This is a genomic window from Catenulispora sp. GAS73, from assembly GCF_041262085.1.
Lineage (GTDB): Bacteria > Actinomycetota > Actinomycetes > Streptomycetales > Catenulisporaceae > Catenulispora.
The window spans coordinates 22,372-47,962 of sequence record NZ_JBGCCM010000008.1; the positions used below are offsets into that span (position 1 = coordinate 22,372).

A 25,591-nucleotide genomic window follows, 5' to 3' on the forward strand; every position below is an offset into this window, starting at 1 on the left:
TGAGTGGGGGCTTTGGTGCGTTGGTGTGCGGGCGATTCGGCCGCGCAGATCGGCCGCATTGCCGCGCTGGTGCACCGGGGCTTTGGCGAGTTGGCGCGTTAGTGAGTAGGCGCTCTGGCGCGCCGCGGCCTTAGCGGGTTGGTGTGCGGGGTTTCCGTGTGTCGGTGAGCCGGTGAGCCGGTGTGTTGGTGGGCTGGTGTGCGAGGTTTTCCATGTGTCTGTGTGTCGGTGTGCGGGTGATTTGGCGACCGCGGTTCTTGCGAGCGCCAGCCTCAGTAAGCCGCAGCCTCCAGATCCCGCCCCACCCGAGCCCCGCCCCGCACCCGCGTGCACACCGGATGGCCTTCGCCGAGCGCGGCTCCGAGGCGGTCGAGGCACCGTGCCGTCGTCATCTCGGCTTCGGCGGCGCGGCCGGTTGCGCGCAGGGTTGCTGCGTGGTTCGCCTCCGCGGTGAGCGTGTAGACGTGCCCGTCGCCGAGGCGGTCGCGCGAACCTGCCAGGACTCGTTCCTCCAGGGACAGCGCTGCCGCGAGTTCTCCGTCGTCCGCTAAGCAGTTCGCGAGGTTGCCCGCTGCGGCGAGGGTGAAGGGGTGCGCTGCGCCGAGTGCTGTGTCGAAGCCTGTCAGGGTTCGCTCGGCGTGCGTTCGGGCGCGTGCCACGTTGCCTGCCGCGCGTTCGTAGACCGCCAGGTTGTTCACCGCTACGAGCGTGTAGGGGTGGCGTTCGCCCAACTCCGCCTCGTAGAGGGCCAGGCAGTCCGTGCTGATCGCCACCGCCTCCGCGTCCCGGTCCTGGGCCGCCAGGTCTGCGGCTCGGTTCAGGGCGCAGGCCCGGGTGTCGGGGTGGCGTGCGCCGAACCGCTGCAGATAGCGCTCATACGTCGCCTCTGTCAACTCTTGGGCTTCTTCGAGCCGCCCGCACTTGCGCAGCGCGACCGCCAGGCTCTTCGCCGTCCGGAGCGTCTCCGCGAAGTCGTCGCCCAGGATGTCGCGGTAGGTCTCCAACGTCGCCCGCAGCAGTTCCACCGCCTCCGCGAAGCGGCCGGCGTCGATCATGTCCCGGGCGAGGGAGCCGGCCGAGCTCAGGGTGTACGGGTGCCCCGTCCCCAGGACGTCGCGCCGGCGCGCGAACACCTCCCGATCGATCTCGGCCGCTCGGGAGAAGTCCCCGACCAGCCGATAGGAGATCGCCAGGTTGTTCGCCGAGGACAGCGCCTGCGGGAAGTCCACTCCGAAGTTCTCTGCGAACCGCGCATACGTCTGCTCATCCAGAGCCAACGCCTCGTCGAACCGCCCCAGCCCGCGCAGTGCCGCGGCGAGGCCGCCGGCGGTCATCAGCGTGTGCCGGTGGTCGTTGCCCAATGCGGCAGCCTGCGCCCGCAGCACCTCCGCGTTGATCCCACGCGCCTCCTCGAAGCGCCCCATCGACCACAGGACGTTCGCCGTATGGAACCGCAACGACAGCAAATCCGGGTCCTTGTCCGGCGGACGCCCTCGCGAGATCCAGACGGCGGCCACCTCTTCGGCGAATGCTAAGGCCGCCCCCAACTCCCCGCGCTTCCAGAGATACCGCACCCGGTCGATCAGCAGTTGCAGCGTCTCGCCCTCGGCGCACAGCCGTGCGCGGCTCGGCCCCAGGTGCGCCCAGATCTGGTCGTAGCGCGGCCAGTTCTCGGGATCGTCGGTGTCCCCGGTGCGGGGCCGGGCACCGACCAGCACGCGGTGCACCTCGTGACACGCCTGCTCCTGCTCCTCCTCGCTCATCTGCGCGCGGATGACCGACTGCACCAGACGGTGCACCTGCAGCGTGTTCGACGCGGCGTCGACGCGGGCCAGCGCGAAGCGCCCGACTTCGCGCACGACTCGTCCGATCATCATCCGGTCGCGCAGCGCCTCGTCGTAGGGGATCAGGGCCTGGATCATCTCGTCCGAGCGCAGCAAGGACATCGACACCGGCTCCGGCGCCAGGAAGGAGCACAGCTGTAACAGGCGTACGGCCGCCGGGGAGCGGTCGCGCAGCGCCTCGAACGAGATCGTCCACGTCGTGGCCACGGGGACCGGGTAGTCGCCGGGCTGGTTCAGTGCCAGCACCGCCGATGCCTGCCGCTGAAGTTCCGCGAGGTACTCGCCGACCGGTGTGCCGGTCTCGGTGAGCCACGCCGCTGCCTGCTCGATGGCGAGCGGCAGGTCGCCGAGGGCGACGGCCAAGGCGCCGGCGTCCTCCACCGCCAGTCCCGGGACCCGGCGTCGCAGGTGTTCCACGCTTTCGGCGCGGGTGAACACCTCGACTTCCAGCGGTGCCGCCTCCTGCGCCCACGCCGGGTTCCGCGACGTGATCAACACGTGCCCGTGCCGGCTCTCCGGCAGGTACGGCCGCACCGCGCCGGGCTCGTCGGCGTTGTCGTAGACCAGCAGCCAGCGGCGCACCGGATCCCCGCGCCGCAGCGCCTCCAGGACCGCCGCCGCGGTCTCGGCGATGCCGCTGTCCGCGCGCGGGCCGAGGCCCAGCGGCCGGGCCAGGCGGGCCAGCTCGGTGGGGATCAGCTCCGGCTGATCCGCCGACAGCCACCACACCAGGTCGTAGTCGCCCTTGAACCGGTGCGCGTATTCCAGCGCGACCTGGGTCTTGCCGACGCCGCCCAACCCGTGCAGCGCCTGAGGCGGTGCGGAACCGGCTGCCGAGCCGTGCAGCAGCCGGTCGCGGACATGCTCCAGGACGTCGTCGCGCCCGGTGAAGGTGGCGTTGCGGCCGCGCAGGTTCCAGACACGTGGATCGACGCCGGGGAAGCGTGGGCCGTGCGCGCGAGCGGAAGGCAGCGCGTCGGGAGAGCGAGCGCGCCACTGCGCATAAGCGTTCCGGTCCACAGCGCGCAGCAGCGTCTCCACAGCTTCCGGCTCACTGAGCCGCGCCAGGTCGATCGGCGAGTTGGCCTGGTACTGCGCCGGCAACCGGACGTCTGCCACGCGAACTGCGGTGATCCGTCGTGGCGAGCGTCCCTCGGTCGACAGTGCTGCTGCGCCAAGGCGACGTAAGTCGGCGTGCACCTCGGCAGAACGCAGATACGCGTGCGACGCAATGGCGAGTACCTGTCGGTCCCCTTCAGGCTCTGCAGGTTCTTCTACAGGGGACGCTGTGTCGGAATTCGCTATAGCGATTCCCACTCCCACAAGATCCGCAGGAACCTCCACTTGCGCCAGGATCTCTCGGACCCAGTCGGCCCACATACGATCTTCGGCGACGTAGTGGATCAACGGACGGACCTTCGTAGTCTGTCGCCTGGTGAACCCCTCCAGAATCCGCTGCCGTCGGTTCTCCTCCATAGCGGGAAGACCAGTGACCCTGCCCATAGTGATCTCAGCGGTCAACCGCTCGAAGGCGGCCAGCAGCGAGGTCGGCAGGCCTGGAGTATCCCCGAAGACCGCAAGGGTCTCTTCATAGGCATAGAAGGGCCTATAGGGGATCTCTACAGAGGCCCAGTACTGCGTCCGGCGCTCGTCGTCCATGCCGGCCGGGAACCCGCCGAACCGGGACGCCACCACCGCGCGCCCGGCGTCCGCTTTCGCCTTCTCCGCCTCGTCCACCCGCATAGGCACAGGCAGGATCCGTATAGGCCGGTCCAGACAGTGTTCCCGCACCCGGCGCGCCACACCGAGCGCCCCGTCGATGTTCTGGTCGCTGAGCGCGAAGCAGTCCACGAGGACGTCGGGCAGCTGGAGCGTGCAGATGTCGGCGATGTCCGACAGCCCCGTGCGGCTGTCGATGAGGACGTAGTCGTACGCCGCCTTCATCCCCTCGCGCATCGCCTGGAAGAACAGCCCGCCACCCATCTCTTCGTAGAAGTCGTCCCAGCCGCGCGGCGCCATGGCCGAGGCGTAGTCGCGGTTCTGGCGGCCCGCCGGAAGGAAGTCCAGAGTCCCGACGCCGGGGAACGGCCAGTCGATGGCCACAGTGTGCCGGGCCACTTCCGCCGCCTGCCGGTGCCAGTCCGTCGGCCGGTCCTCCCGGTGCTGGTGCACCTGCCACGCGTAGTCGACGATCAGGTCGATGACCCCGCCGGCGGACTGTAACGCCGAGGGCGGCAGGAACGGGTGGTAGAAGCGGTGCAGCCCCGGCGAGTCCAGGTCCCAGTCCACGGCCAGCACCCGCCGGCCGTTCGCGGCCAGGATCCACGCCACGTTCGCCATGGCCATGGTGCGGCCGGTGCCGCCTTTGTAGGAGTAGAAGGTGATGACGGTGCCGTCCGGGTCAGAGGACATCGGGCGCTTCTCCTTGCGGTCGCTCTGCGGTGGGCAGTGAGCGGAGACGTGGCGGCCGCGCGGAGGGTCCGTCCGGTGCGTGGGGTGTCAGGTGGCGCACCAGTGCCGCTTTGGCGGCGGGATGCACCTCTCGGAAGTAGAAGTCGTCGAAGTCTGAGGACGCGATCTGGTGGGGCCGGCCGGCGAACCACTCGGTGAGTTTCGCCTGTACGGCGCGGACGTAGGCGGCCACGGCCTCGTCCGCCGAGCCGCGCGGGCCCTCGGGATGATCGGGCGCGCGACCAGGTACAGGCGCAGGAACAGGTTCGGCGGGCGAGTCCGTGAGTGAGTCCGTGAGCGAGTCCGAGAGCGGACCCGAGAGCCGGTCTGTGAGCGGGGCGGCGAGCTTGTCCACGGCCGCCGTCCCGGCCGGTAACGCGAGCGGCCGCCGCCCCGGCAGCGACAGCGCCGTGCGGCCCCCGACCCGCCGCACCAACTCCCGGGCCGCCTCGAAGAGCCCCTCGGCGCTCTCGAAGCGGCCGCGCAGCCACGTGAAGTCCACCGGCTGCGCCGCCTGTGGCGCGCCGCTCAGCGCGACCCGCACGACCTCCCGCGCCAGCGCGTGGATCGCTAACTGGTACTCGTCCTTGAAGCGCGCCAGCCGAATCAACTGTAAGAAGCCCAGGCGCGCGTACGCCTCCCCGAGTGTGTGGTGGTCGAACTGCAGTGCCTGCGCGGCGGGCGGGAGTTCGGTGTCCGGCATCGGCAGCCACAACACCGGGATGATCGCCTCGGGCCGGGTGCCGGAGTTCAGCTCGTGCGCGCTCTGCCGGGCCTGGAACAGGTACCACTCGCTGGCACAGCTCAGGGACGTGAAGTAGCGCGGCGTATAGAGCGGCACGAACACCCGGCACGCCGCCAGCGCCTCGGAGATCCGCCGCGGCCACTCCTGGCCGACCCGCAGCTCGCGGTCCATGAACCCGGGTCGGGCGTGCCGGGGGAGCGCGGTGAGCTCCGCGACCTCGAACGTCAGGTCGTCGAAGAACCGCAGCGTCCAGCGGTCCGGGTCCTCGGCCGTTCCCGACTTGTCCTCGGGGGCGCGGTGGTGCCTGGCATAGCTGAGGAAGAAGACCGGGGCCGACCCGTGTTCGGCGCCCTTCGGCGTCCGACTCGGCACAGCCATCCGCCCCCTTGCACCCGGCGGGTCACCCCGTGACCTTCACTGCTTGATTTCTCACACTGCGTCTCTTGAAGGATTGCGCGGGGTAATCGGTGGCGTCAACGTTGCGTGTCGCGGTCAGACCTTGGACGTCCAAGCTTCCAGCGTGGTTCGCAGCGCGTCCACGAACCGCAGGCCGAGCGGAGTCAGGGAGCCGGAGTCGGCCAGGACGTGCGTGGCGCGCAGAGTGTGCCCGAACCAGAGTGCGAATTCCGCCTCCGCGTGCGCGCGCTGCTCGGCGTTCGGCGCGGTGAACCGGCGGACCCGCCAGAAGTCGGTGACGCCGATATGCGCGTACGTCCCCTGCAGAAGCCCCTCCAGCGGACGCGGGTCCTGCCGCCACGGCGCCTCGAACAGACGGGTGTCGTGCGGATCGTGCAGGTCTGCCATGTCCAGGACCGCGCCAAGCTTTACGTGCTGGAACTCATGGATTATCAGGAGCGCCAATGCGGAGGCGGACCGATCAGTGGCATCCGTGCGCAGTACAGGCAGGGCCGCACCAATCGCTCCATAAGCGCGGCGCGCGGTGGAACTGACGGCCCGGCCGGACAACGACGGAGCCAACGGCACGATCGTCGACAGCCCGGCGGCGATGCCCGGAGCGTAGGAGTGGTGGTCCCGCGCGAGAAGGTCCCACGCCGCGGGGACGGTGCGCATCCATGCAGCCGCCTCGGTATCGGGCAGCCGCTGCGCGACCTCCCAGTGATGACACCGGCGAAACGGGTCCGTGTCCTCCAAAGCGATACCGCCTCCGGAGAACATGGAAAGGGCCACGCGTCGGACGCCCTGCCACCCCTGCATACCGAACACGTCGCACTCGCCGCCGGAGATCCGCAGCCTGACGGACCGGCCCGCGTCGGCGCCGACCACCAGGCGACCGAGCGTGGGGAGGTACACAGCGCCCCGCCGGACCGGCACCTCGACCTCCGCGTCGACACCCGCGCGAACGGCGGTCGCGGCGGCCAGCGCGGCCAGGTGGGCGAAGTCCTCGGGATCGGCCCGGCCGGATTGCGCGTCGTCCAGGCAGCGCAGAGCCCAGACCGACGTGTAGGGATGCCCGAGAACCTCGTGCAGGGCGTTCTTGTGGCCGGCGTCGAGCGTCGTCAGCGTGGCGACCGCGGCGTCCACGAGTTCCTGCCGTGCTCCGCTGGCGCCGTCCGCTGCGGCGAACACCTTGGCGAGCAGCAGTATGCGCAGTGAGCGCTGGAAGCGATTCAGGTGGGCGATCGCTTTAGCGTCGCCGTATCCGTGCGCCAGCTGATGCAGCACATCCGCCGGCAGCCCAAGGGCTCGCTGCGCGGGGACCCGCGCGACGACGGATGCCTGGGTCCGGGTCCTGATCCCCAAGATGAGCTCCTTGAGATCGCGACAGTAGACACTCGGGTTGTTGAAGGGGTCGGCTTGCGGAGCCGTCTGAGAGGGAGCGCTATAGCGATGTGTGCGCAGTCCGCCCCCGCACACGGCGACCACAGGACACTGTCGGCAGGTCTGGCACAGATCCGCCAAACCGTGACGCCGCGCCTCGAAGCCGGGATGCGCGGAAGCCTCGTCGAAAGAGTGCTCGGCGACAGTGAAGCCCGTATCAGGCGCACCGTCATACGCCGCCTTCAGCGAGTCCGTCTGTTCCAGCGCCCCGTCGGCTTCCACGACCACAAGGTCGACCGGGCTCAGGCCCAGGGATTCGGTTCCGCTCGGCAGGCCGCGGAACGCGTCCAGGACAGAGGTGAACGAGCGAATCGGGAACGGACGGCCCTCGTCATCCCAGCGGTCGAACACCGCGAGCATCCAGTCCGCGTATTCGGCCCGGCTGGGATCCGCTCTCCGTGGCTGATCACTATGCGTGGCGTGGGGGAGAAGGAAATCGGCGCGCGGCGGACCAGCATCACGGACCGCCTCATAGACGGCCACCGGATCGTTGCGGACGTCGATGGTGCACAGGACTCCCGCGTAGATGTCCGGGTAGTCGTCGCGCAATAGCGATACCGCGCGCAGTGCCTGCATATGACTGGACGCTCCGTTGGCGAACCGCCGGTGCAGGTCGGTCGCGGCACGGTCACCGTCCAGGGACACGCCGACGCGGACGTGGTGCTCGCGGAACAGCTCGCAGTATTCGTCGGTGAGCCGAACCCCATTGGTGTGGAGACGCAGATCTACTGCACAACCCGCGCTCTCGATGACCTCGCGCAGCGTCCTTAGCGTTTCCCGCATACGTGCCGGTCCTAAGAGCAGGGGCTCTCCGCCGTGCAGGACTAAGGCGACAGTAGGAAGCCGATGCGCGGCAGCGTGCTCGGCGATCCGCTCGGCAGTGCGACGCACAGTCTGTTCGGACATGAACCGCGGTTTGCGACGCCACGAGGTGTCGGCGGCCTCGTACACGTAACAGTGGTCGCAAGCCAGGTCGCAGCGGCTCGCGACCTTCAGCACGAACTGCCGGAACGCGGGCGCGGACACCATGGCGCCGCCCTCCGTCACACGGCCGAGTTGAACGACGCGGCCACCGGCACCGTCGCGGTCCCCCCGTCGGGCGGCGGGCTGATCCGCCGGTCGACGTCCTCGGACCGCACCTCGCCGGCCGAGACCGAGCGCGAGACGTCGGCCAGGGACTGCTCGGCCAGGTCCACCAGACCCGAGCTGACACCTGTCGTCTTGCCGTGGCGGTGCTTCATCCGTGGCTCCCGGTGGGGCGGTTCACACGTTGTCAGGCATGGCGATTCATTGCGCCTTCGCGGCGCCGGCATGCGAAGAGTTGCGGATAATCGCTCCTAGGAGGGATTCCTCTTGTCATCAGGTTATGTGACATCAGAGCGCGCCGATCAAGCGGACAGGCGGAAATCCCCCGTATGGCCGCACCGCCGGCGCGCGAAAGACCCCTGGCACGCTCTGCGCATGCCAGGGGTCTTAGGGAAGGCTTTCAGAAGTCGCTGCGGCTTTCGCCGCGCCGATCACCGCCGTCGGCCGGAGCGGACCGGGAATCGGCCCGGATCCGGCTTAGAAGTGACCGAGCAGCCCGGTCAGGCTGCCCACCGGCAGACCCGAGGTCAGCCCGCCGACCACCGGCAGGTTGCCGGTCGGCAGCTGGCCCATGAGCGGCAGCGAGCTTTGCGGCTGGGGTGCGGCCGCGGCGGGCTGGGCCGGCGCGGCCGGGATCGCGTAGCCGCCGACCGGCGCGGTGGCCGGGGCGGTGACCGCGGGCGCCACCGGCGAGACGGTCCGGCTGCGGGTGCCGGCGTGCGCCGGCGTCATCAGCGCCGGCGGGGTCGGCATGTGCGGGGGCGGGAAGGACGCCTTCAGGTCCGAGGCCGCCTGCTCGCCGACCGCGGCGGCGTTCGGCGAGGTCGGCGCCGGGTCGCCGGTCAGCTGGCCGACCACCGGCAGGTTCTGGGCCATCGGCCCGACCACCGGCAGCTGGCCGGCCAGGCCGCTCACCGGCAGACCGCCGGCCAGGTTGCTCAGCGGGAGGCCGCCGGTGAGGCCGCCGACCGGGGCGGCCAGGCCGCCGTTCAGCGGCATGATCGAGCCGAGCCCGCCGGCCAGCGGCAGGGCCGAGCGGGTCACCGGCAGCGGCGCTGTGGCCAACTGGGAGGCGTCTGCGGCAGCGGTCGAGATCGGCGCGGCGTCCAGCGGGGCGCTGGTCGTCGGTCCGGTCGCCGCGGAGGCGACGCCGCCGACGACGGGACCGGCGGCCATCGCGGCCGCCGTGACGACCAGGCCGCGCCGGACCGTGGTGCTCAAGGTGCTCATTGCCTGGTTCTCCTAGGATCGGGGCTGCCACGTCGACGCGACAGCTCCCTGCCCAACGGATGAACCCCGCTCCGGGAAACGCTGATGGGAGTAAAGGGAATGTAATATCTGCCGACAATGATCGGGTCGTCGGATATCAGAACCCGGTCGGAGAGTGGAATTCTTCGTCGAATTCCTCGATGTGCCGCCGGGCGTCGTCGGCACCGGTGAACACGAAAGCTTTGATCCCGGCATCCTTCGCCGCGGCGACATTCACCTCGCGGTCGTCCAGGAAGAGCACTTCTCCGGCCGGCGCGCCGAGCCGGTCCAGCAGGGTCCGCCAGATCGCCGGATCCGGCTTGGCGATTCCCGCCTCGCCGGAGATCACGAAGTGCTCGAACGGCGCGGCCCACTCCCGGGACCGGAAAGCCGTGCCGTGCGCGATCGGGGCGTTCGACAACAGCGCCAGCCGCCGCCCGGTCGCGGCGAGTTCCGCCAGCAGAGCCACCGACCGCGGGTCGAGGGTGTTCCACAGCTCGACGTCGGCGGCGGTCAGCTGCTCGGCCTCGGCCGGCCCGACCTCGACCCCGGCCCGGTCGCCGACCGCCTGCCAGTACTCCAGGGCGTCCATGCCGCGGTCGAACTTGTCGCGAAACCGCCAGTAGCCGTCCAGGAAATCCGCGGCCGGAGCCCCCACGGACTCAGCCAGCCGCGCGAAGGCCTCCGGCGTCGGCCGCTGGGCGATGACCTCGCCGTAATCGAACACGATCCATGTCATCGCCCCAGCGTGCCAGGCCTCAGCCGCCCTTCACCACCGAGACCTCGACCGTCCCGGCGGCCACCGGGGAGGCCGACTTCCACTTTCCGGAGGAACGCGTCCACACCTGGTCCGCGTACTGCACCTTGTCCACCGTCAGATTCTTCGCCGAGGCGACCGCCCAGTCGGCGACCACGTGCGGGTCGAAGAGCCCGTTGCTGGACCCTATCCGCAGCGTCAGGCCGTCGCCGGTGTGCGAGTACTGAGGCGCCGACCCGGCGCCGTTCGCACTGAACTGCTTCACCAGCGCCTGGCCCACGGCCGTGGCGCGCGGCGTCAGGCCGTTCGAGCCCGGGGTCTCGGCGGCGGCCTTCGGATCGTTGTAGCTGCAGGTCAGCGAGGTTCCGGACTTGGCGTCCAGCGAGGTGGCCAGGACCGTGGCCATCTCCTCCCACTGCCCGTAGGACTCGCCGGAGGCGTCCGCGCTGCGCTGCACGTCCTGCGCGGCCTTGCCGACGGAGATGCTCTCCCAGTTGTTCACGTTCAGCAGCGCGTGGAAGAACTGCCCTGTGGAGTAGACCGGGTCCATGATCTGGTCCTTGGTGCCCCAGCCCTGCGAAGGCCGCTGCTGGAACAGCCCGAGCGAGTCGCGGTCGCCGCCGGTCAGGTTCTGGATCTTCGACTCCTGCTCGGCCGTGGCCAGAGCGATTATCGTCGCGCGCTCCGGCAGGCTCTTGGCCCGCGCCACCGCGGCGATGGTCGCCGCGTTCGCCATCCGCTCGTTGGAGATCTGCGAGGACTGGCCGTCCGCGCCGGTGGCGGTGCAGTTCTCCGAGGAGAGCCCGCCGGTGAAGGCGCGGTACACGAAGAGCCCTCCGGCGCCGAGCACGCCCACCAGCAGCACGGTCACCACCCACGCGCCGATGTGCCGGGACTTGCGCGGCGCCTGTTCCTGCCTGCCCCGGGGGCGGCCCCTCTGACCCATACCGTCCTTTTCCGTCCGCTAATGTCCGATATCCGTCCTGCGGTGTGAACGCCGCCAGGCCACCGTAGCTGAAACACATATCGTGGTGGCCATGACGAACGCACCGACCCCCCAGGATTTCGCCTCCCCGATCTCGGCCGTCATCGACGAGCTGTGGGAGCGCCGCGCGGAGCTGAGCCCGGCGGACTCCGACGCCCGCAAGGCCGTGGTGGAGGCCGTGGACCTGATCGACGCCGGCACCGCCCGGGCGGCGTTCGTGGACCGGGCCAGTGACGAGGTCGTGGTGGACGAGCGGGCCAAGCGCGCCATCCTGCTCTCCTTCAAGGTCCTGGACATGGTCGAGTCGAACGCCGGCGACTTCCGGTACCACGACAAGATGCCGCTCAAGAGCGACCTCAACGGCGCCCGCGTGGTCCCCGGCGCGATCGTCCGCTGGGGCTCCTACCTGGCCCCCGGCTCGATCGTGATGCCCGGCTTCATCAACATCGGCGGCTACCTCGACACCGGCTCGATGCTCGACACCTGGGCCACGATCGGCTCCTGCGCGCAGATCGGCAAGAACGTCCACCTCTCCGGCGGCGTCGGCATCGGCGGCGTGCTGGAACCGGCGAACGCGGTCCCGGTCGTGGTCGAGGACGACTGCTTCATCGGCTCCCGCTCGATGGTGGTCGAGGGTGCGCGGGTCCGCCAGGGCGCGAAGCTCGGCTCGGGCACCAACCTCACCAAGTCGATGCGCGTGTTCGACGCCGAGACCGGCGAGGAACTGCCGCGCGGCGAGGCCCCGGCCTGGTCGGTGTGCGTCAGCTCGACCCGGGTGAAGAAGTTCCCGGGCGGGGAGTTCACCACCCCCTGCCTGCTGGTGCTGCGCCGCCTGGAGCCCGGCGAGACGCACGACAAGCTGCAGATCAACGACATGCTCCGGGACAACGGGTTCACCGGCTGAGGACGGGGAGCGACCGACAGATGTCCGGCCTGGACCTCACACAGAGCGCGGCGCGCCTCACCGCGGCGCTCGTCGACATCGAATCCGAGAGCGGGAACGAGAAGGCGCTCGCCGACGCGATCGAGGAGGCGCTGCGCCCCCATCCGCACCTGGAGGTGCTGCGCGACGGCGACTCGGTGCTGGCGCGCACGAACCTCGGCCGCGCCGAGCGCGTGATCCTGGCCGGGCACCTGGACACGGTGCCGATCGCGGTCGACGGCACCGGCCGCCGCAACGTCCCCTCGCTGCTGGAAGGCGACTGGGAGACCGGCACGCTGCGCGGCTGCGGCACCTCCGACATGAAGGCCGGCGTCGCGGTGCAGCTGGTGCTGGCCGCCACGCTCGCCGAGCCGAACCGCGATGTGACGTACGTCTTCTACGAGTGCGAGGAGGTCGAGGCCGAGCGCAACAGCCTGGGCCGGCTGATCCGCACCCGGCCGGAGTGGTTCGCCGCCGACTTCGCGGTGCTGCTGGAGCCGAGCAACAACGTCGTCGAGGGCGGCTGCCAGGGCACGATGCGGGCCCGGCTGACCTTCCGCGGCGCCCGCGCGCACTCGGCGCGCTCCTGGCTCGGCGACAACGCGATCCACAAGGCCGGCGCGGCGCTGCGGCGGCTCGCCGAGTACCAGCCGCGCCGGGTCGAGGTGGAAGGCCTGGAATTCCGCGAGGGCCTGAACGCCGTCGGCATCACCGGCGGCGTGGCCGGCAACGTGATCCCCGACGAGTGCTCGGTGACCGTGAACTTCCGCTTCGCGCCGGACCGCGCTCAGGTTGACGCGGAACGTCACGTCCGGGAGGTCTTCGCGGATCTGGACGCTGAGATCCTCGTCACGGACTCGGCCCCGGCCGCGCGTCCCGGACTGCACCTGCCGTTGGCGGCGGAGTTCGTCGGCGCGGTGATGGCGGGAATGGACGCCGAACCCACGGCGAAATTCGGATGGACCGATGTCGCGCGGTTCGCCGAACTTGGCGTTCCGGGCGTGAACTACGGCCCGGGAGACGGATCCCTGGCCCACAAACCCGATGAATCAGTGGACTTGGGGCAAGTTGTTCGATGCGCGGAGCGGATGAGAAGCTGGCTCGGCTCCGCCTCGTGACCTGACGCCCCGCGGCGGCGCGCACCCTGTCACAACAGGTGCGCGCCGGAGGCAACCGGTTGGGACTCAATAGCGTCTTACCAGCGGCGGAGGAGCTCCCGGACGACCATGGGAGCCCGTGAACGCCCCGGCTGTCCAGGCAAGTTCCGAGAGGTCCGAAGTTTCGATGAGCCCGACCGGCTGGCCGATGACGGTGACGGCGATCCTTCTGGCGGTCGCCGCGCCGATCGGCACGTATCTGTTGTGGAACCGCATCCGCGGCCCGCGCCCGGTGCGCGCCGCCGCCCGGTTGTCGATGATCGGCGTGAGTCAGGTCATGGCGATCCTGTTGTGCGGCGTGATCGTCAACAACTACTACGGGCTCTACGCGTCCTGGGACGACCTGCTCGGCGACACCGGCAGCCCGGGCGTCATCATCCACGACAACACCGCGGCCGCCGGCACCCCGATCGCCGGCGGCGACCTGACCGACGGCCGGGCCCAGGGCGGCCGCGGCCAGGTGGTGCCGGTGGTGCCGCGCCAGCGGCCGGCCGGGCCGGTGCAGGCGTTCAAGAAGTACGGCGACGACGCGCTGGCCGCCAGCTTCACCGGGCCCAAGTCCGGGCTGGGCGGCGAGAACGACGTGCTGGTGTGGCTGCCGCCGCAGTACAACGACCCGGCGTACGCGAACACCGCCTTCCCGGTCGTCCTGCTGTTCCCCGGCTACCCCGGGACCCCGCAGACCTGGTTCGGGCAGATGGGCGGGCAGAAGGAGCTGGGCACCCTGGTCCAGCAGCGCGCGTCCACGCCGTTCGTGCTGGTGGCGGTGAACATCACACCGATCAAGGGCGTGAACACCGACTGTACCGACATCCCCGGCGGTCCGCAGGTGGCGACCTACATCACCGACGACGTCAAGAACATGATCGAGCGCACCTTCCGGGTCACCACCGACCGCACCGGCTGGGGCATGATGGGCTACTCCGAAGGCGGCCTGTGCGCCGGCAAGCTGCTGGTGCAGAACCCGCAGCTGTTCAGCGCCGCGGTGCAGATGAGCGGCGACGTGAAACCCGGCGGCTACGTTTCCAAGTACGGTCCGGCTTTCGCCGACCAGAACTCCACGTTGTGGGTTCTGCAGAACCACAAGCCCAACCCGCCGGTGTCGTTGCTGGCCGCGGCTTCCGCCGAGGACGCGCACGGCAGTGTGCTCTCCGACGCGCTGTCGTTGCAGCATGTGGCCCCGGACATGGTGGACGTGCTGAAGAAAGACCACGGCTCGCACAACACCGCGGTGTGGAAGCAGTGGCTGCCGCAGGCCTACGGCTGGCTGAGCCAGCACCTGGAGCAGGCGCACCCGCAGTCCTGACCGGTTCCGGGCTCCCGCCGCAGGCCACGGCACGTCGGCCGGGCGCGGCGTGCTCGTCGCCTGTCCGCCGTCGTCCGGTCAACCCCGGCCGGTAGTGTGCCGACTATGAGTCAAGGCAGCGGCAACGGACACGGGACGGGCAGCAAGTTCACCGAGCGCTTCGTGGGGGCGGTGACCCGGCGGCGGGGACAGGAGCAGCTGCCGGCGGCCACTGCCGACCAGAAGCTGCTCGACCATGCCTACGGCAAGGACTGGAAGGACGAGGACCCCTGGCGCGTGCTGCGCATCCAGGGCGAGTTCGTCGAGGGCTTCGACTCGTTGGCCCGCACCGGCCCGGCCATCACCGTGTTCGGCTCCGCCCGGACCCCGAACGGCAGCCCCGAGTACCTGGTCGGCGAGCAGATCGGCCGCGGCCTGGCGGCGGCCGGCTGGACCGTCATCACCGGCGGCGGCCCGGGCGCCATGGAGGCGGCGAACAAGGGGGCCTTCGACGCCGGCGGCCGCTCCGTGGGCCTGGGCATCGAGCTGCCCTTCGAGCAGTCCCTGAACAGCTACATCGACCAGGGCATCAACTTCCGCTACTTCTTCGTCCGCAAGACCATGTTCCTGAAGTACTCGCAGGGTTTCGTGGTCCTGCCCGGCGGCTTCGGCACCATGGACGAGCTCTTCGAGGCCCTCACCCTGGTGCAGACGCACAAGGTGACGTCCTTCCCGGTGGTCCTGGTCGGCCGCGCCTTCTGGGGCGGCCTGGTGGACTGGATCCGCGACACCATGGTCCCGGCGGGCAAGATCGCCCCCCGCGACCTGGACCTGATCCACCTCGTCGACGACCCGGACGAGGCGGTCGCGATCATGGGGAAGCCGGGGGAGCGGGGCTGAGGCTCCTTCTTCGCCGACGGATTCTTCGACAACGGACTCGGCCGCCGGAGCATCCCGCTCCGGCGGCCGAGTCCGTTGTCTGTGGCGTTTGTCTGTGGCGTTTGTTTGTGGCGTTGCCTTGGCGTGCTGAGCGCCGGTCCTACTTGGTGGTCAGGTTCGGCGTCGACAGCTTCGCGACGCCGCCGGCGGCGAGGTGCGAGCTGCCGGTCGCGGTGTCGATCGCCGAGGCCAGCTGGTCGTCGATCCGCGAGGGCAGCGCCAGGTCGCCGCCGAACACGTAGCCGTAGTTGTCCGAGCCGCGGTTGGCGTCGAACAGCGTGTACTCGACCGGGTTGATGCCGTAGGTCGGGTCGACCAGGACCAGCGGACCGCCGTAGCGGCCCATCAGCGCGCCGCCGGACAGCGAGTCCGGCCAGTCCGTGCCGGTGGCGATGCCGACGGCGGAGAAGCCGGAGAACAGGTGGGAAGCGACGTTGTAGGACGTGGCGTAGCGGTCCGCGCCGCCCAGCTTGTCGTAGCCGCCGAACCCGTCGCCGGCCAGCGCCTTGTCCGCCTGGCCGCCGACCGCGGCGAGGTAGGTCAGGGTGTGGCCGTTGATGCGGCTCGCGAGGTAGCCCTCGGTCACCGCGGGCATGGTCGTGTCGTCGGTGAGCAGCACCGCCATGCCGTTGGCCTGCGCGGCCACGGCGCCGGCCGAGAGCGCGTCCGGGAAGTTCATGCCGGTGGCGGTCAGCACCTGGGTGGCGTTCGGCGCGTAGACGTTCGCCATGTCCACCGCGGTCTCGAAGCGGTCGTGGCCGCCGATGCGCTGCACGTGGTAGCCGAGCCCGGCGAGCTGGTTCGCGACGTTCGGCGAGATCGCCTGCTCGCCGCCGAGCACGTACACCGTGCCACCGGCCGGCAGCACGCGCTGGATCTCGCCGCGGCTGGCGGCGTTCAGCGAGGCGGTCTCGGTCAGCAGCAGCGGCGCGTTCTTGTGCGCGGCCAACGCCGAGCCGCCGAGGGCGTCGGCGAACTCATCCGAGCGGCTCAGCACCACGGCCTGCGCCTGGGAGCGCTGGTCGGAGCCGTCGCCGGCGGTGCGGAACTGCTGCCGCGAGACCTGCACGGCGGTCGCGAACCGGTCGAAGCCGCCGAGCCGGTGGACGAACGCCGGGCTGTCGGTGCGTACCGCCAGGCCGCCGGACAGGTCCGAGATCTTGGTCTCCGGGGTCGGGTTCGCCTGCGTCGAGGCCAGGCCCGCCGCCACGGTGATCTGGAACGTCGCGCCTGCGGCCTCGAAGGCGACGGTGGCGTTGTCGCCCTCGAAGATCGGGGCGGTGTGGTCGCCGGGGCCCCAGGTGATCTGCTTCGGCGCGGACCACGCGCCGTTGCTCAGCGTCGAGGCGAACAGCTGCTTGCTGTTGGTGGCGTCGTCGCGGACGAACACCACGGTGCGGCCGTCGGGGGAGATGGTCGGGGTGGTGCCGCCGGTCCAGAGGTCGCCGGGGGCCACGATCTGGGTCAGGACCTGCTGGCCCTGCGCGTTGTAGGACGCGACCGAGATGCCGTCGTGGTTCATGACCTCGGTCGTCTGGAACACCATCGAGGTGTTGAAGTCCCCGGCCACGTCGGCGTTGCTCAGGCCGGTGTCGGCCGGCCGGTTCTGGATCACGCCGTCCACCGGGAACGGGAAGTTCGCGGCGGAGCCGCTGGCCGGCACGCCGACGATCCGCGCGTTCACGCCGCTGCCCTCGGTCCAGTAGACGGTCAGGCCGGAGGCGTCCCACACGGTGTGCGACGGGGCGAAGCCCTGCGAAATCTTGATGATGTTCGCGCCGTTGTAGTCGGCGGTGTAGATCCCGTTGTCGGCGCCGATGAAGGCGAACCGGCCGGCCTGCCCGGCCCAGGAGACGTCGTGCGCGCCGGCCGGGAGGCTGACGGTCCCGCCGCCGACGACGTTGATCACGCCGTCGGTCGTGACGGTGACCGGGCTGCCCGGGTTGCCCATCGTGGTGGCGTTCGCCGAGGCGGAGGCGGCCAGCACGGCCCCGACCGAGGTGGCCAGGACGGCGGTGAGCGCAAGGGACTTGCGCAGGCTGAAGTGAGCCATGAGTAGCGGTGCTCTTTCGACCGAGAAGGAAGAGGACGTCTCCTCGCGCCGCCGTCCGATACGGCGGCGCGCTATTCCCCCTCGGTTCGATGTTCTCGATTCCCCCTGGAGGCGGTGACGCCGATGATCAGCCTAAACGGCGTCCATACCTTGAGATCGCCGAAAAGGTGTAACGATTCGATCTCTGAGCTGGGACTTTCCTGTCAATGGGTTGATGACAGGGTGATGTGTCGGTTTCGCCCGGAAAGTGCGGGGCTCTCGGGCGTGGTGCTCCCGGGCCCTAGGCCAGACCGCGCTTGGCGACCGCCGGCTCCCGCAGCCCTTGGATCGCCGACACCATGTCGAGCACCTGCCGGGTCTCGGCGACCTCGTGCACCCGGTACACCCGCGCGCCGAGCCAGGCCGAGACCGCGGTGGTGGCGAGCGTGCCGATCAGCCGCTCCTTCACCGGGCGGTCCAGCGTCTCGCCGACGAAGTCCTTGTTCGACAGCGACACCAGCACCGGCCATCCCGTAGCCGTCATGTCCGCCAGGCGACGCGTGGCCTCCAGCGAGTGACGGGTGTTCTTGCCGAAGTCGTGGCCGGGGTCGATCAGGATGCGGTCGCGCGGGACGCCCAGGGCGGCCGCGCGCTCGGCCTCGCCGTGGACGGTGCGCTCCAGGATGTCCGCCATCACGTCCGGGTAGCCGATGCGGTGCGGGCGCGTGCGCGGCTCGACGCCGCCGGCGTGTGTGCACACCAATGCCACCGCGTGCCGGGCCGCGACCTCCGCCAGCCGCGGGTCCCAGCCGCCCCAGGCGTCGTTCAGCACGTCCGCACCCTCGGCGCACACCGCGTCCCCGATCTCGGCGCGCCAGGTGTCCACGGAGATCACGGCCTCCGGGAAGCGCTTGCGGACCTCCGCGACGAACGGGACCACCCGGCGCATCTCCTCGGCGGTGTCCACGACGTCGCCGGGGCCCGCCTTCACGCCGCCGATGTCCACCAGGTCCGCGCCGTCGCTCAAGGCCTTCTCCACGCGGTCCAGCGCGGCGGCGTCCCCGAAGGTGGCGCCCTTGTCGTAGAACGAGTCCGGGGTCCGGTTCACGATCGCCATCACGAGCCGCTGGTCGGGGCGGTACTCGTAGGGTCCCAGGCGCAGCGTGCCCTGCGGGGCGGCGGCCGGCGGCGGGGCGATCTCGGTGCGGTCGCCGGCGGCGCCGTCCGCGTTCGATGACATGGAGATCAGCCTAACGGCGACGGCGCGGGGCCGGGCATGGCACGATGTCCGCGTGCTGTACTTCCAATTTCTGGTCGTCGCGGCGGTGTTCGGCGCGATCGCGTGGGTGGCCGCGGGCCGCGGCGGGGGTCTGGACGACCCGCGCCAGGACCGCCCCGAGCCCGCGCTGGCCGACGACCGGCAGCTGGGCCGGGAGGACATCGACGGGGCCCGCTTCGCCGTCGGCTTCCGCGGCTACCGCATGGACCAGGTCGACCGGCTGCTGGACCGCCTCGCCGCCGAGATCGACCACCGGGACCGGCTGATCGCCGACCTGACGCGGCCGGCCGACAGCCGGTTCGGCGAGGGTGTCGGCTACGAGCCGGTGGCGCGGGCCCAGGACGCGGTACCCGGTGCCGAGGGTGCGGCCGGCGCGGCGACGGCGACGGCGGTGGTGCAACCCGGCTTCGGCCCCGGCGTGGGTGTGGCGCCCGGCGCGGGCGAGCCTGGTCCGGCGGACGGTCAGAACCCTGAGGACGACAACCCGCTGGCGGCCTGGTACCGGCGGCCGGAGAGCGGTCAATAGGCTCTTCGGTTCTTCAGCTCGACAGAACGGCCGGTCCCCGTGGGGGACCGGCCGTCGCAGTGTTCGGTGTTGAGGTCTGTGTCTGTATTTGTGGTGCTGCCCGTGTCTGTGGTGGTGCCCGTGCTGGTCTCGCCGGTCAGCGCCCGGTGAAGGTCGGCTTCTCCTTGGCCAGGAACGCCCGCACCGCGTTGCGGTGGTCCTCGGTGGCCGCGGCCGCGTCCTGCAGGTCGGCCTCCAGGTCCAGGGTCTCGTCCAGCGTGTGCGTCAGCGCGAAGCCGACCGCCTTCTTCAACGCCGCGTAGGCCGCGGTCGGCCCGGCCGCCATCCGCGCCGCGAGTTCGTCGACCGCCGCGTCGAACTCCTCGGCCGGCACCACCCGGTGCACCAGTCCCAGCTCGGCGGCCCGCTCGATGCCGATCGTCTCGGGCAGCATCAGCAGCTCCAGCGCCTTGGCCGGTCCGACCAGGCGCGGCAGCGTCCAGGAGCCGCCGGAGTCGGCGGTCAGCCCGATGTTGGCGAAGGCCAGGTTGAAGGCCGCCTTGTCGGAGGCGATCCGCAGGTCGGCGGCGAAGGCCAGGGCCGCGCCGGCGCCGGCCGCCACGCCGTTCACCGCGGCGATCACCGGCTTGGGCGCCGAGGTCAGAGCCCGCAGCAGCGGGTTGTAGTGCTCGCGCACGGTGTCCGCCAGGCCGGTGCCGGCCTCCAGTGAGGCCGCGTGCTCCCGCAGGTCCTGTCCGACGCAGAAGGCGCGCCCGGTGGCGCGCAGCACGATCACGCGAACGGAGTCGTCCGCCGCCGCCGCTGTCGCCGCGTCCCGCAGCGCCGCCTTCGTCGCACTGTCGAGCGAGTTCAGCGCGTCCGGGCGATTCAGGGTGATGGTGCCGACACCCTCGGTGACGTCGTAGACAACGTTGTCGGACATAGGGGGTCCCACTCTCCGCCTTATCGGCTTCCAGGCATGTACCAGTGTTGGTCGCGTCCGGTAGAACTGTTTGCAGACTCTGACGAAGCTACTCAGTCGGGCCTCCCGCGGCGACACCGGAACCCAATCCGGGCGCGTGCGGGATAATGGATTGGTTGAGAGCTGGCTCCTAGGAAGGGGAACGAGCATGGCGGCGATGAAGCCGCGGACGGGTGACGGCCCGCTTGAGGTGACCAAAGAGGGACGGGGCATCGTGATGCGGGTTCCGCTGGAAGGCGGCGGCCGGCTCGTGGTTGAGCTGTCGGCAGAGGAGGCCGCGGCGCTCGGCGAGGCGATCAAGGGCGTCGTCGGTTAGCCCGGCGCCGCCATTCGTGCCACCCCGTTCGTCCCACCAGTGACGTCTGGCCCCCGAACGGCCGGGGTCCGGCGTCCCCTATCACGTGTTCCTTCTCACTCCGCACCCCGCCGGACCGAGCCCCACTCGGTCAGAGCCTTCCGTGTCGGGTTGGGTGCCGACGCCGGTTTCCCGGGTTTCCCCGCCGGGCCGCGCTGCGGCATCCTGCGGGGTTCTCGGTTTCCTACGGGCGTTTCACGGCGCAGAGCAACCCGTCGCCGGTGGGCAGCAGTGCCGGCAGCAGCCGGGTGTCCTCGGCGACCTGGCGGTGCAGATACCTCAACGCCGAGGTGCGGGCGTCCCGGATCGACGGGTCGACCACCCGGTCCTGGCCGAGCGCCCCGTCGAAGGCCACGAGCCCGCCGGGCCGCAGCAGTCGCAGCGCTTCCTCGTAACCGGCCAGGTGGTCGCTGCCGGGGCCGCCGCAGAACACCATGTCGTAGCCGCCGTCGGCCAGGCGCGGCAGCACCGAGCCGGACGCGCCGCCGATCACCCGGGTGCGGCTGGCCGCGAAGCCGGCGTCGGCGAAGGCCCGGCGGGCCGCCTGCGAGCCCTGAGTGTCCTCGTCCACGGTGGTCAGCACCCCGTCCGGGCGCATCCCGCGCAGCAGGTATATCCCCGACACGCCGGCGCCGGTGCCGACGTCGACCACCGACCGGGCGGCGAGCGTGGCGGCCAGCAGGCGCAGCGCCGCGCCGGTGCCGGGCTCGACCGGGACGATGCCCAGCCGCCGCGCCTCGCGGCGCGCGGAGACCAGGACGTCGTCCTCGGCGACGTACCCCTCCGCATACGCCAGGCTGGCGTGCCGGTGACTGGGGATGACGGCCTCCGAGGGTCGCGGGTCCCGGAGCCGGGGTCGGCCGGGATCTGGTCGGTTGGTTGCTACTGGGCATCAAGAGCGTAGCCACCCGGCCGCGCGCATACCACGTCGGACTGTCCGCCGGACAGTCCGAGGGCGCTCGGCGGCGGGCGCGCCGCAGCGGCCGGACGGTTCCCGTGCCAGGGGGATCGGGTTGTCTGATCGCTCTAAGCGGACACCGAGGGGGAACCCGTACCCCGGGAACTTCATGTCGGTGACCGGCCGTTCTGTCCTCGACAGTGGCTCACGGTCTGGAGAGCCGGGAGATCTTAGACCGATCTCAGGTTCCTTTCAGCCTTTAGCAGCGAGGCAGGCGTCTATGGTGATGAGTGCGGTACTGGAAATAGGAGGTGGGGACGTCGTGGCTGACGCCAACAGCGCCCGCAATCCTGGAGCCGTCCCGGTCAACACCATTGGACCGCGGATCGATCTCGGGGAACTTCGTCGTCGGCGTGCGGCCCGCAAGGCCGCCCTGGAAAAGAACCGCCGGAGCGAGGCGATCCCCGATACCACGACGCCCGCCGAGGCCGTCGCGAGCGTGGGGGAGACCCAGCCCCTGGACGCCGCGGCCGTCGGCTGGGAGCCGCCCAGCTGGGACGACATCGTCCGGACCCATTCGCAGCGGGTCTACCGGCTGGCCTACCGCCTGACCGGCAACCAGCACGACGCCGAGGACCTCACGCAGGAGGTCTTCATCCGGGTCTTCCGCTCGCTGTCCAGCTACCAGCCGGGCACCTTCGAGGGCTGGCTGCACCGGATCACCACGAACCTGTTCCTGGACATGGTGCGCCGCCGGGCCCGCATCCGCTTCGACTCCCTGGGCGAGGACGCCGACGACCGGCTGCCCGGCCGCGAGCCGTCGCCGGAGCGGATCTTCGTCGACTCGCACATGGACGCCGACATCGAGGCCGCGCTGGCCGCGCTGGCGCCGGAGTTCCGGGCCGCCGTGGTGCTGTGCGACATCGAGGGCCTGTCCTACGAGGAGATCGCGGCCACCCTGGACGTGAAGCTCGGTACCGTGCGCTCGCGCATCCACCGCGGCCGCTCGCAGCTGCGCGCGGCCCTGGAGCACCGGGCTCCCGGCGGGGCGGCGTCGGCCGCGGGCGGGAAGGAGGGCCGCCGGTGACCAGGCACCTCGGAGACCGCCTCACCGCGCTGATCGACGGCGAACTGGACCACGGCACCCGCGACCGCATGCTCGGCCATCTCGCGCAATGCGACGAGTGCCGGGCCGAGGCCGACGCCGAACGACAGGTGAAGTCGCGGCTCGGCACGATGGCGGCGCCCCAGGTTCCGGTGGAACTGATGCTCGGGCTGCTGAGCCTGGACACCAACCGCGGCACTGGGGCCGGCGCGGCCGCCGGGCAGCTGCCCGGCGGCGGCAGCGGAACGCCGGCCGGCGCGCCCGGCAACGCCCCGACCCCGTTCTCGTTCCAGACCGTGCCGATCCGCCCGCCGGCGGCTCCGGCGGCCGGCCGCCCCACGGCCGGCCGCTCCCCGGTGCGCCCGCAGCGCCTGCGGGCCGCGGCGATCGGTGCGGTGTCGCTGGCGGCGCTGGGGACCGGGGTGTGGCTGGTCGGCGACTTCAGCGCCAGCGCCGGCCCCTCGCACCCGCCGGCCCAGCCGGCACCGGCTCAGGTCGTGAGGTACGGACCGGCCCACTAGCCGGACACTCGGGTCGCGCCCTCACCGCGATCGAGCGCTAGCTCTTGACGTCAAGGCTCGGCATTGCCGAGCCTTGACGTGTAAGGATCGACGAATATCCACCCGCCGGGGGTCCAGCATCCGCCCGGCCGGGAGTTACGCTAGCGCTAGCGCCGGAAAAGCCCCCGGCCGCGCCCGCCAGAGCAGGAGCCCCCCACCGTGCCGTTTCTCGACATCAGCCCGCTGGAGCTGATCGCGCTGCTGGCCCTGGCCGTCATGCTGTTCGGCCCGGACAAGCTGCCCAGCGCGGTGCAGGGCCTGGCACGCACGCTGCGGCAGTTCCGGGAGTTCACCCGCAACGCGCAGAACGACCTGAAGAAGGAACTGGGTCCGGAGTTCCAGGACCTGGAGCTGACCGACCTGCACCCGAAGAACTTCGTGCGCAAGCACGTGCTCGGACCCGAAGACGGCGACTTCCGCGAGATCAGGGACATCACCGACTCGCTCAACAGCGAGATACGCGGTGCGGCCGAGGGAGCCCGACGGCCCCTCGCCGCGGACGACGCGACCCCGGACGATGCCCTCTACCGGGCCCCCGCCCCGCGCCTGGCCGCGGGCGAGCGCCCGCCGTTTGACGCGGATGCGACGTGAGGTTCCATGAGCAGCACCATCTCAACTGAAGACTTCCCCAACCCCGTCGGCCCGGCCTCGCAGCCGGGCTCTGTGGCGCCGGCCGCTGGCGCGGGCGTTCCGGCCGAGCGCGGCGCCGAGCGCGCGACGCCCGCCGCCGACGACGACGACTACGTCCCCGGTCCGCCGGTCGCCTCCATCTCCGCCGCGGCCCTGGCCGCCACCGAACCCGACGCCTGGCCCGGCCAGCGCACCGCGGTCCCGTGGTACGGCCTGGACGAGGCCTGGTCCGGCGACCGCTGGCTGGGCTCGATCATGCTCGGCCCCGACGGCGTCGCCGAATACGGCACCCTGGGCCACGGCGACCACCCGGCCCGCCGCCCCGACGACCTGTCCCCCCGCCGCTTCTGCGGCGTGGTGACGATGGCCCGCCTGGACCGCCGCCCCGGAGGCGGCGCGACCGTCCTGGAGCCGACCACCCTGTCCACCCTCGCCGCCGTCGCGGGCCTGGGCCTGCTGTCGGACGCCTGGCCCTGGGCCGTGGACAAGGCACTGCGCGGCGACTGGCTGCACCAGCAGACCGAACTCGCCTACGAAGTCGCCGAGAACCTCGATGACGCCCCCTGGCGCGCGGTCCAACTCCCGGTCGACGGCAAGCCCACCCGCTTCCGCTACCGCGAGAGCGAATACGGCTGGGTCCTGGCGGCGGAGCTGCGCGAATGCTGGCTCGGCGCCTACGGCCGCGGCGTGACGGCCTACGGCCTCGGCTTCGAACAAGTCACCCTGGACGCCTGGGAGGCGTACGAAGCGCTGCCGCGCTGACCCGGCGCGGCCCGACGCCTACGCACTGCCGGGACCAGTTTCCCGACTCCCGATCCCGCACGCCATCGCGTCCCCGCCCAGGCGAAGACGACCACCAAGGGGCAGCCGTGACGATCCTCCCCATGCTCCTGGCCGCCACCGGCATCGGCATCGGCCACGCGATTCTCCCCGACCACTGGATGCCCCTGGCACTCCTCGCCCGCACCAGGAACTACCCACCCCGCCGCACAGCCCGCCTGGCCTTGGCCGCGGCGGTGACGCACGTGGTGGTGTCGGTCCTGCTCGGCACCGCTCTGGCCGCGGTAGGTCTGCGCTTCCGCGAAACGGTGGCGCGCCACGCCGGCCTGGCGGTCGGCGGGGTACTGGTGGCGACGGGGGTGGTGCTGGCGGTGCTGGAGTTTGTGGGGCACGGGCATCAGCATGCGCACACCTGCGACGACGAGCACGACCACGCCGACGCGCCCGCTACCGCGGCACTGCAGTTGCCAATCCAAGCCGCTCACCGATCCGGCCGCAGCACCGCAGTGCTCGAACGACCGATCGCCACACCCGAACCCGAACCCGAACCCGAACCCGAACCCGAACCGCACCGCAGCTCGCTGCTGCTGCCCGGCCCGGCAGCACACTCCGCGACCCGCGCACCCCGCCGCAGCCTGCTGCCACTGCCCGGCCGGGCATCGCGCTCTGTGGACCATGCACCCCGCCGCGACCTGCCGTTATTACCCGTTCCGGCACTGCCCGCGACCGATTCCCTGTCGCCCTCACCCGGCGCAGCCGTCACCTTCGCCGCCGACCCCCACCGCCGCCGCACCCTGCCGACCCTGCCCCGCGCCTCAGCCGACTTCCTGCCCGAAGTGCCGCGCTACCGCAGCGCACCAACCAGCCCCGCCGCCCTCGCCCCGCCCCGCCGCCGCCACCGGCTCACCGCCCTGGCCCCCTTCGGCGCCGCCGCCAGCCCCGACCTCACCATCCTCCCGCTCTTCCTCACCGCCGGCGCGCTCGGCGTCGGCCCCGCGCTCGGCGTCCTGGCCGCCTTCGCCCTCGCGACCGTCGCCGTCATGGTCGGCCTCACCCTCGCCGCCGCCACCGGGGCCCGCCGCCTCACAGCGCCCTGGATCGAGGAGCGCGCCACCCTTCTCACCGCCGCCACGCTCCTGGTCATCGGTGTCCTCGTCGTCGGCGGTGTCCTCTAGACCATCAAAGAAGGGCCCCGCTCCACCCGGAG

General features: G+C 71.1%; 21 protein-coding genes and 1 pseudogene. 11 read left to right on the forward strand and 11 right to left on the reverse strand.

Annotation, left to right across the window (positions count from 1 at the left end; genetic code table 11):
• Positions 1-272: 272 nt before the first annotated feature.
• From fxsT to ABH935_RS13720, 7 genes and pseudogenes are all read right to left on the reverse strand, one after another.
• Positions 273-4,256 (reverse strand): FxSxx-COOH system tetratricopeptide repeat protein, encoded by a 3,984-nt coding sequence (gene fxsT, locus ABH935_RS13690; protein ID WP_370378244.1) that lies wholly within the window; start codon positions 4,254-4,256, stop codon positions 273-275.
• A complete protein-coding gene (locus ABH935_RS13695; RefSeq protein ID WP_370378245.1) occupies positions 4,246-5,418 on the reverse strand; it encodes a TIR-like protein FxsC in 1,173 nt (390 codons plus the stop codon). The genes fxsT and ABH935_RS13695 overlap by 11 nt, the downstream gene beginning before the upstream one ends.
• A gap of 114 nt (positions 5,419-5,532) precedes the next feature.
• Positions 5,533-7,908 (reverse strand): FxsB family cyclophane-forming radical SAM/SPASM peptide maturase, encoded by a 2,376-nt coding sequence (locus ABH935_RS13700; RefSeq protein ID WP_370378246.1) that lies wholly within the window; start codon positions 7,906-7,908, stop codon positions 5,533-5,535.
• Between the two features lie 14 nt (positions 7,909-7,922).
• Positions 7,923-8,120 carry a hypothetical protein gene (locus tag ABH935_RS13705; RefSeq protein WP_370378247.1) on the reverse strand — a complete coding sequence of 66 codons (198 nt, stop codon included), beginning with the start codon at positions 8,118-8,120 and terminating at the stop codon, positions 7,923-7,925.
• Between the two features lie 322 nt (positions 8,121-8,442).
• Complete coding sequence (locus ABH935_RS13710; protein WP_370378248.1) at positions 8,443-9,195, reverse strand: hypothetical protein; 753 nt, start codon at positions 9,193-9,195, stop codon at positions 8,443-8,445.
• A 136-nt stretch (positions 9,196-9,331) separates the two neighbouring features.
• A pseudogene (locus ABH935_RS13715) lies at positions 9,332-9,955 on the reverse strand (HAD family hydrolase); the annotation flags it as partial.
• Positions 9,956-9,971: 16 nt separating this feature from the next.
• Complete coding sequence (locus ABH935_RS13720) at positions 9,972-10,916, reverse strand: hypothetical protein (RefSeq protein WP_370378249.1); 945 nt, start codon at positions 10,914-10,916, stop codon at positions 9,972-9,974.
• 91 nt (positions 10,917-11,007) lie between these two features.
• Here ABH935_RS13720 and ABH935_RS13725 point away from each other — a divergent pair, with 91 nt between their 5' ends.
• The 4 genes from ABH935_RS13725 to ABH935_RS13740 all read left to right on the forward strand — a co-directional run bounded on the left by ABH935_RS13725 (position 11,008) and on the right by ABH935_RS13740 (position 15,219).
• Positions 11,008-11,859 (forward strand): 2,3,4,5-tetrahydropyridine-2,6-dicarboxylate N-succinyltransferase, encoded by an 852-nt coding sequence (locus ABH935_RS13725; RefSeq protein WP_370378250.1) that lies wholly within the window; start codon positions 11,008-11,010, stop codon positions 11,857-11,859.
• Positions 11,860-11,879: 20 nt separating this feature from the next.
• Complete coding sequence (gene dapE / locus ABH935_RS13730; RefSeq protein WP_370378251.1) at positions 11,880-12,995, forward strand: succinyl-diaminopimelate desuccinylase; 1,116 nt, start codon at positions 11,880-11,882, stop codon at positions 12,993-12,995.
• 166 nt (positions 12,996-13,161) lie between these two features.
• On the forward strand, positions 13,162-14,340 hold the full coding sequence (locus tag ABH935_RS13735; RefSeq protein ID WP_370378252.1) for an alpha/beta hydrolase: 1,179 nt from the start codon (positions 13,162-13,164) through the stop codon (positions 14,338-14,340).
• Between the two features lie 105 nt (positions 14,341-14,445).
• On the forward strand, positions 14,446-15,219 hold the full coding sequence (locus tag ABH935_RS13740) for a TIGR00730 family Rossman fold protein (protein ID WP_370378253.1): 774 nt from the start codon (positions 14,446-14,448) through the stop codon (positions 15,217-15,219).
• Positions 15,220-15,358: 139 nt separating this feature from the next.
• Here ABH935_RS13740 and ABH935_RS13745 read toward each other — a convergent pair whose 3' ends face one another.
• The gene (locus ABH935_RS13745) at positions 15,359-17,311 is read right to left on the reverse strand and encodes a cell wall-binding repeat-containing protein (RefSeq protein WP_370378254.1); all 1,953 of its coding nucleotides are present in this window, start codon (positions 17,309-17,311) and stop codon (positions 15,359-15,361) included.
• A 280-nt stretch (positions 17,312-17,591) separates the two neighbouring features.
• Complete coding sequence (gene folP, locus ABH935_RS13750; protein ID WP_370378499.1) at positions 17,592-18,407, reverse strand: dihydropteroate synthase; 816 nt, start codon at positions 18,405-18,407, stop codon at positions 17,592-17,594.
• A 175-nt stretch (positions 18,408-18,582) separates the two neighbouring features.
• Here folP and ABH935_RS13755 point away from each other — a divergent pair, with 175 nt between their 5' ends.
• Complete coding sequence (locus ABH935_RS13755) at positions 18,583-19,095, forward strand: DivIVA domain-containing protein (RefSeq protein ID WP_370378255.1); 513 nt, start codon at positions 18,583-18,585, stop codon at positions 19,093-19,095.
• Between the two features lie 136 nt (positions 19,096-19,231).
• Here the strand turns inward: ABH935_RS13755 and ABH935_RS13760 are convergent, their stop codons facing one another.
• The gene (locus tag ABH935_RS13760; protein ID WP_370378256.1) at positions 19,232-20,017 is read right to left on the reverse strand and encodes an enoyl-CoA hydratase-related protein; all 786 of its coding nucleotides are present in this window, start codon (positions 20,015-20,017) and stop codon (positions 19,232-19,234) included.
• Between the two features lie 187 nt (positions 20,018-20,204).
• Here ABH935_RS13760 and ABH935_RS13765 point away from each other — a divergent pair, with 187 nt between their 5' ends.
• A complete protein-coding gene (locus ABH935_RS13765; RefSeq protein ID WP_015796491.1) occupies positions 20,205-20,372 on the forward strand; it encodes a DUF3117 domain-containing protein in 168 nt (55 codons plus the stop codon).
• A 223-nt stretch (positions 20,373-20,595) separates the two neighbouring features.
• On the opposite strand, the gene ABH935_RS13770 is transcribed toward ABH935_RS13765, so the two are convergent.
• Positions 20,596-21,231 (reverse strand): O-methyltransferase, encoded by a 636-nt coding sequence (locus ABH935_RS13770; RefSeq protein ID WP_370378500.1) that lies wholly within the window; start codon positions 21,229-21,231, stop codon positions 20,596-20,598.
• Between the two features lie 358 nt (positions 21,232-21,589).
• Between ABH935_RS13770 and sigE the strand changes: the two genes are divergently transcribed.
• From sigE to ABH935_RS13795, 5 genes are all read left to right on the forward strand, one after another.
• Positions 21,590-22,396 carry an RNA polymerase sigma factor SigE gene (sigE, locus tag ABH935_RS13775; protein ID WP_370378257.1) on the forward strand — a complete coding sequence of 269 codons (807 nt, stop codon included), beginning with the start codon at positions 21,590-21,592 and terminating at the stop codon, positions 22,394-22,396.
• On the forward strand, positions 22,393-22,935 hold the full coding sequence (locus ABH935_RS13780; RefSeq protein WP_370378258.1) for an anti-sigma factor: 543 nt from the start codon (positions 22,393-22,395) through the stop codon (positions 22,933-22,935). Before sigE ends, ABH935_RS13780 begins: the two co-directional genes overlap by 4 nt.
• Positions 22,936-23,133: 198 nt before the next feature.
• Positions 23,134-23,565, forward strand: coding sequence for a sec-independent translocase (locus ABH935_RS13785; RefSeq protein ID WP_194916008.1), 432 nt, complete (start codon positions 23,134-23,136; stop codon positions 23,563-23,565).
• 6 nt (positions 23,566-23,571) lie between these two features.
• A complete protein-coding gene (locus ABH935_RS13790; protein WP_370378259.1) occupies positions 23,572-24,366 on the forward strand; it encodes a hypothetical protein in 795 nt (264 codons plus the stop codon).
• A gap of 107 nt (positions 24,367-24,473) precedes the next feature.
• Positions 24,474-25,559: a hypothetical protein gene (locus tag ABH935_RS13795; RefSeq protein WP_370378260.1), complete on the forward strand. Its 1,086-nt coding sequence runs from the start codon at positions 24,474-24,476 to the stop codon at positions 25,557-25,559.
• Positions 25,560-25,591: the final 32 nt, after the last annotated feature.

What these genes read in the sequence shown, in the direction of transcription:
- fxsT (WP_370378244.1), bottom strand. Translation starts at nt 4,256, where the DNA reads ATGTCCTCTGACCCGGACGGCACCGTCATCACCTTCTACTCCTACAAA.
- ABH935_RS13695 (WP_370378245.1), bottom strand. Translation starts at nt 5,418, where the DNA reads ATGGCTGTGCCGAGTCGGACGCCGAAGGGCGCCGAACACGGGTCGGCC.
- ABH935_RS13700 (WP_370378246.1), bottom strand. Translation starts at nt 7,908, where the DNA reads ATGGTGTCCGCGCCCGCGTTCCGGCAGTTCGTGCTGAAGGTCGCGAGC.
- ABH935_RS13705 (WP_370378247.1), bottom strand. Translation starts at nt 8,120, where the DNA reads ATGAAGCACCGCCACGGCAAGACGACAGGTGTCAGCTCGGGTCTGGTG.
- ABH935_RS13710 (WP_370378248.1), bottom strand. Translation starts at nt 9,195, where the DNA reads ATGAGCACCTTGAGCACCACGGTCCGGCGCGGCCTGGTCGTCACGGCG.
- ABH935_RS13720 (WP_370378249.1), bottom strand. Translation starts at nt 10,916, where the DNA reads ATGGGTCAGAGGGGCCGCCCCCGGGGCAGGCAGGAACAGGCGCCGCGC.
- ABH935_RS13725 (WP_370378250.1), top strand. Translation starts at nt 11,008, where the DNA reads ATGACGAACGCACCGACCCCCCAGGATTTCGCCTCCCCGATCTCGGCC.
- dapE (WP_370378251.1), top strand. Translation starts at nt 11,880, where the DNA reads ATGTCCGGCCTGGACCTCACACAGAGCGCGGCGCGCCTCACCGCGGCG.
- ABH935_RS13735 (WP_370378252.1), top strand. Translation starts at nt 13,162, where the DNA reads ATGAGCCCGACCGGCTGGCCGATGACGGTGACGGCGATCCTTCTGGCG.
- ABH935_RS13740 (WP_370378253.1), top strand. Translation starts at nt 14,446, where the DNA reads ATGAGTCAAGGCAGCGGCAACGGACACGGGACGGGCAGCAAGTTCACC.
- ABH935_RS13745 (WP_370378254.1), bottom strand. Translation starts at nt 17,311, where the DNA reads ATGGCTCACTTCAGCCTGCGCAAGTCCCTTGCGCTCACCGCCGTCCTG.
- folP (WP_370378499.1), bottom strand. Translation starts at nt 18,407, where the DNA reads ATGGCGATCGTGAACCGGACCCCGGACTCGTTCTACGACAAGGGCGCC.
- ABH935_RS13760 (WP_370378256.1), bottom strand. Translation starts at nt 20,017, where the DNA reads ATGTCCGACAACGTTGTCTACGACGTCACCGAGGGTGTCGGCACCATC.
- ABH935_RS13765 (WP_015796491.1), top strand. Translation starts at nt 20,205, where the DNA reads ATGGCGGCGATGAAGCCGCGGACGGGTGACGGCCCGCTTGAGGTGACC.
- sigE (WP_370378257.1), top strand. Translation starts at nt 21,590, where the DNA reads ATGGTGATGAGTGCGGTACTGGAAATAGGAGGTGGGGACGTCGTGGCT.
- ABH935_RS13790 (WP_370378259.1), top strand. Translation starts at nt 23,572, where the DNA reads ATGAGCAGCACCATCTCAACTGAAGACTTCCCCAACCCCGTCGGCCCG.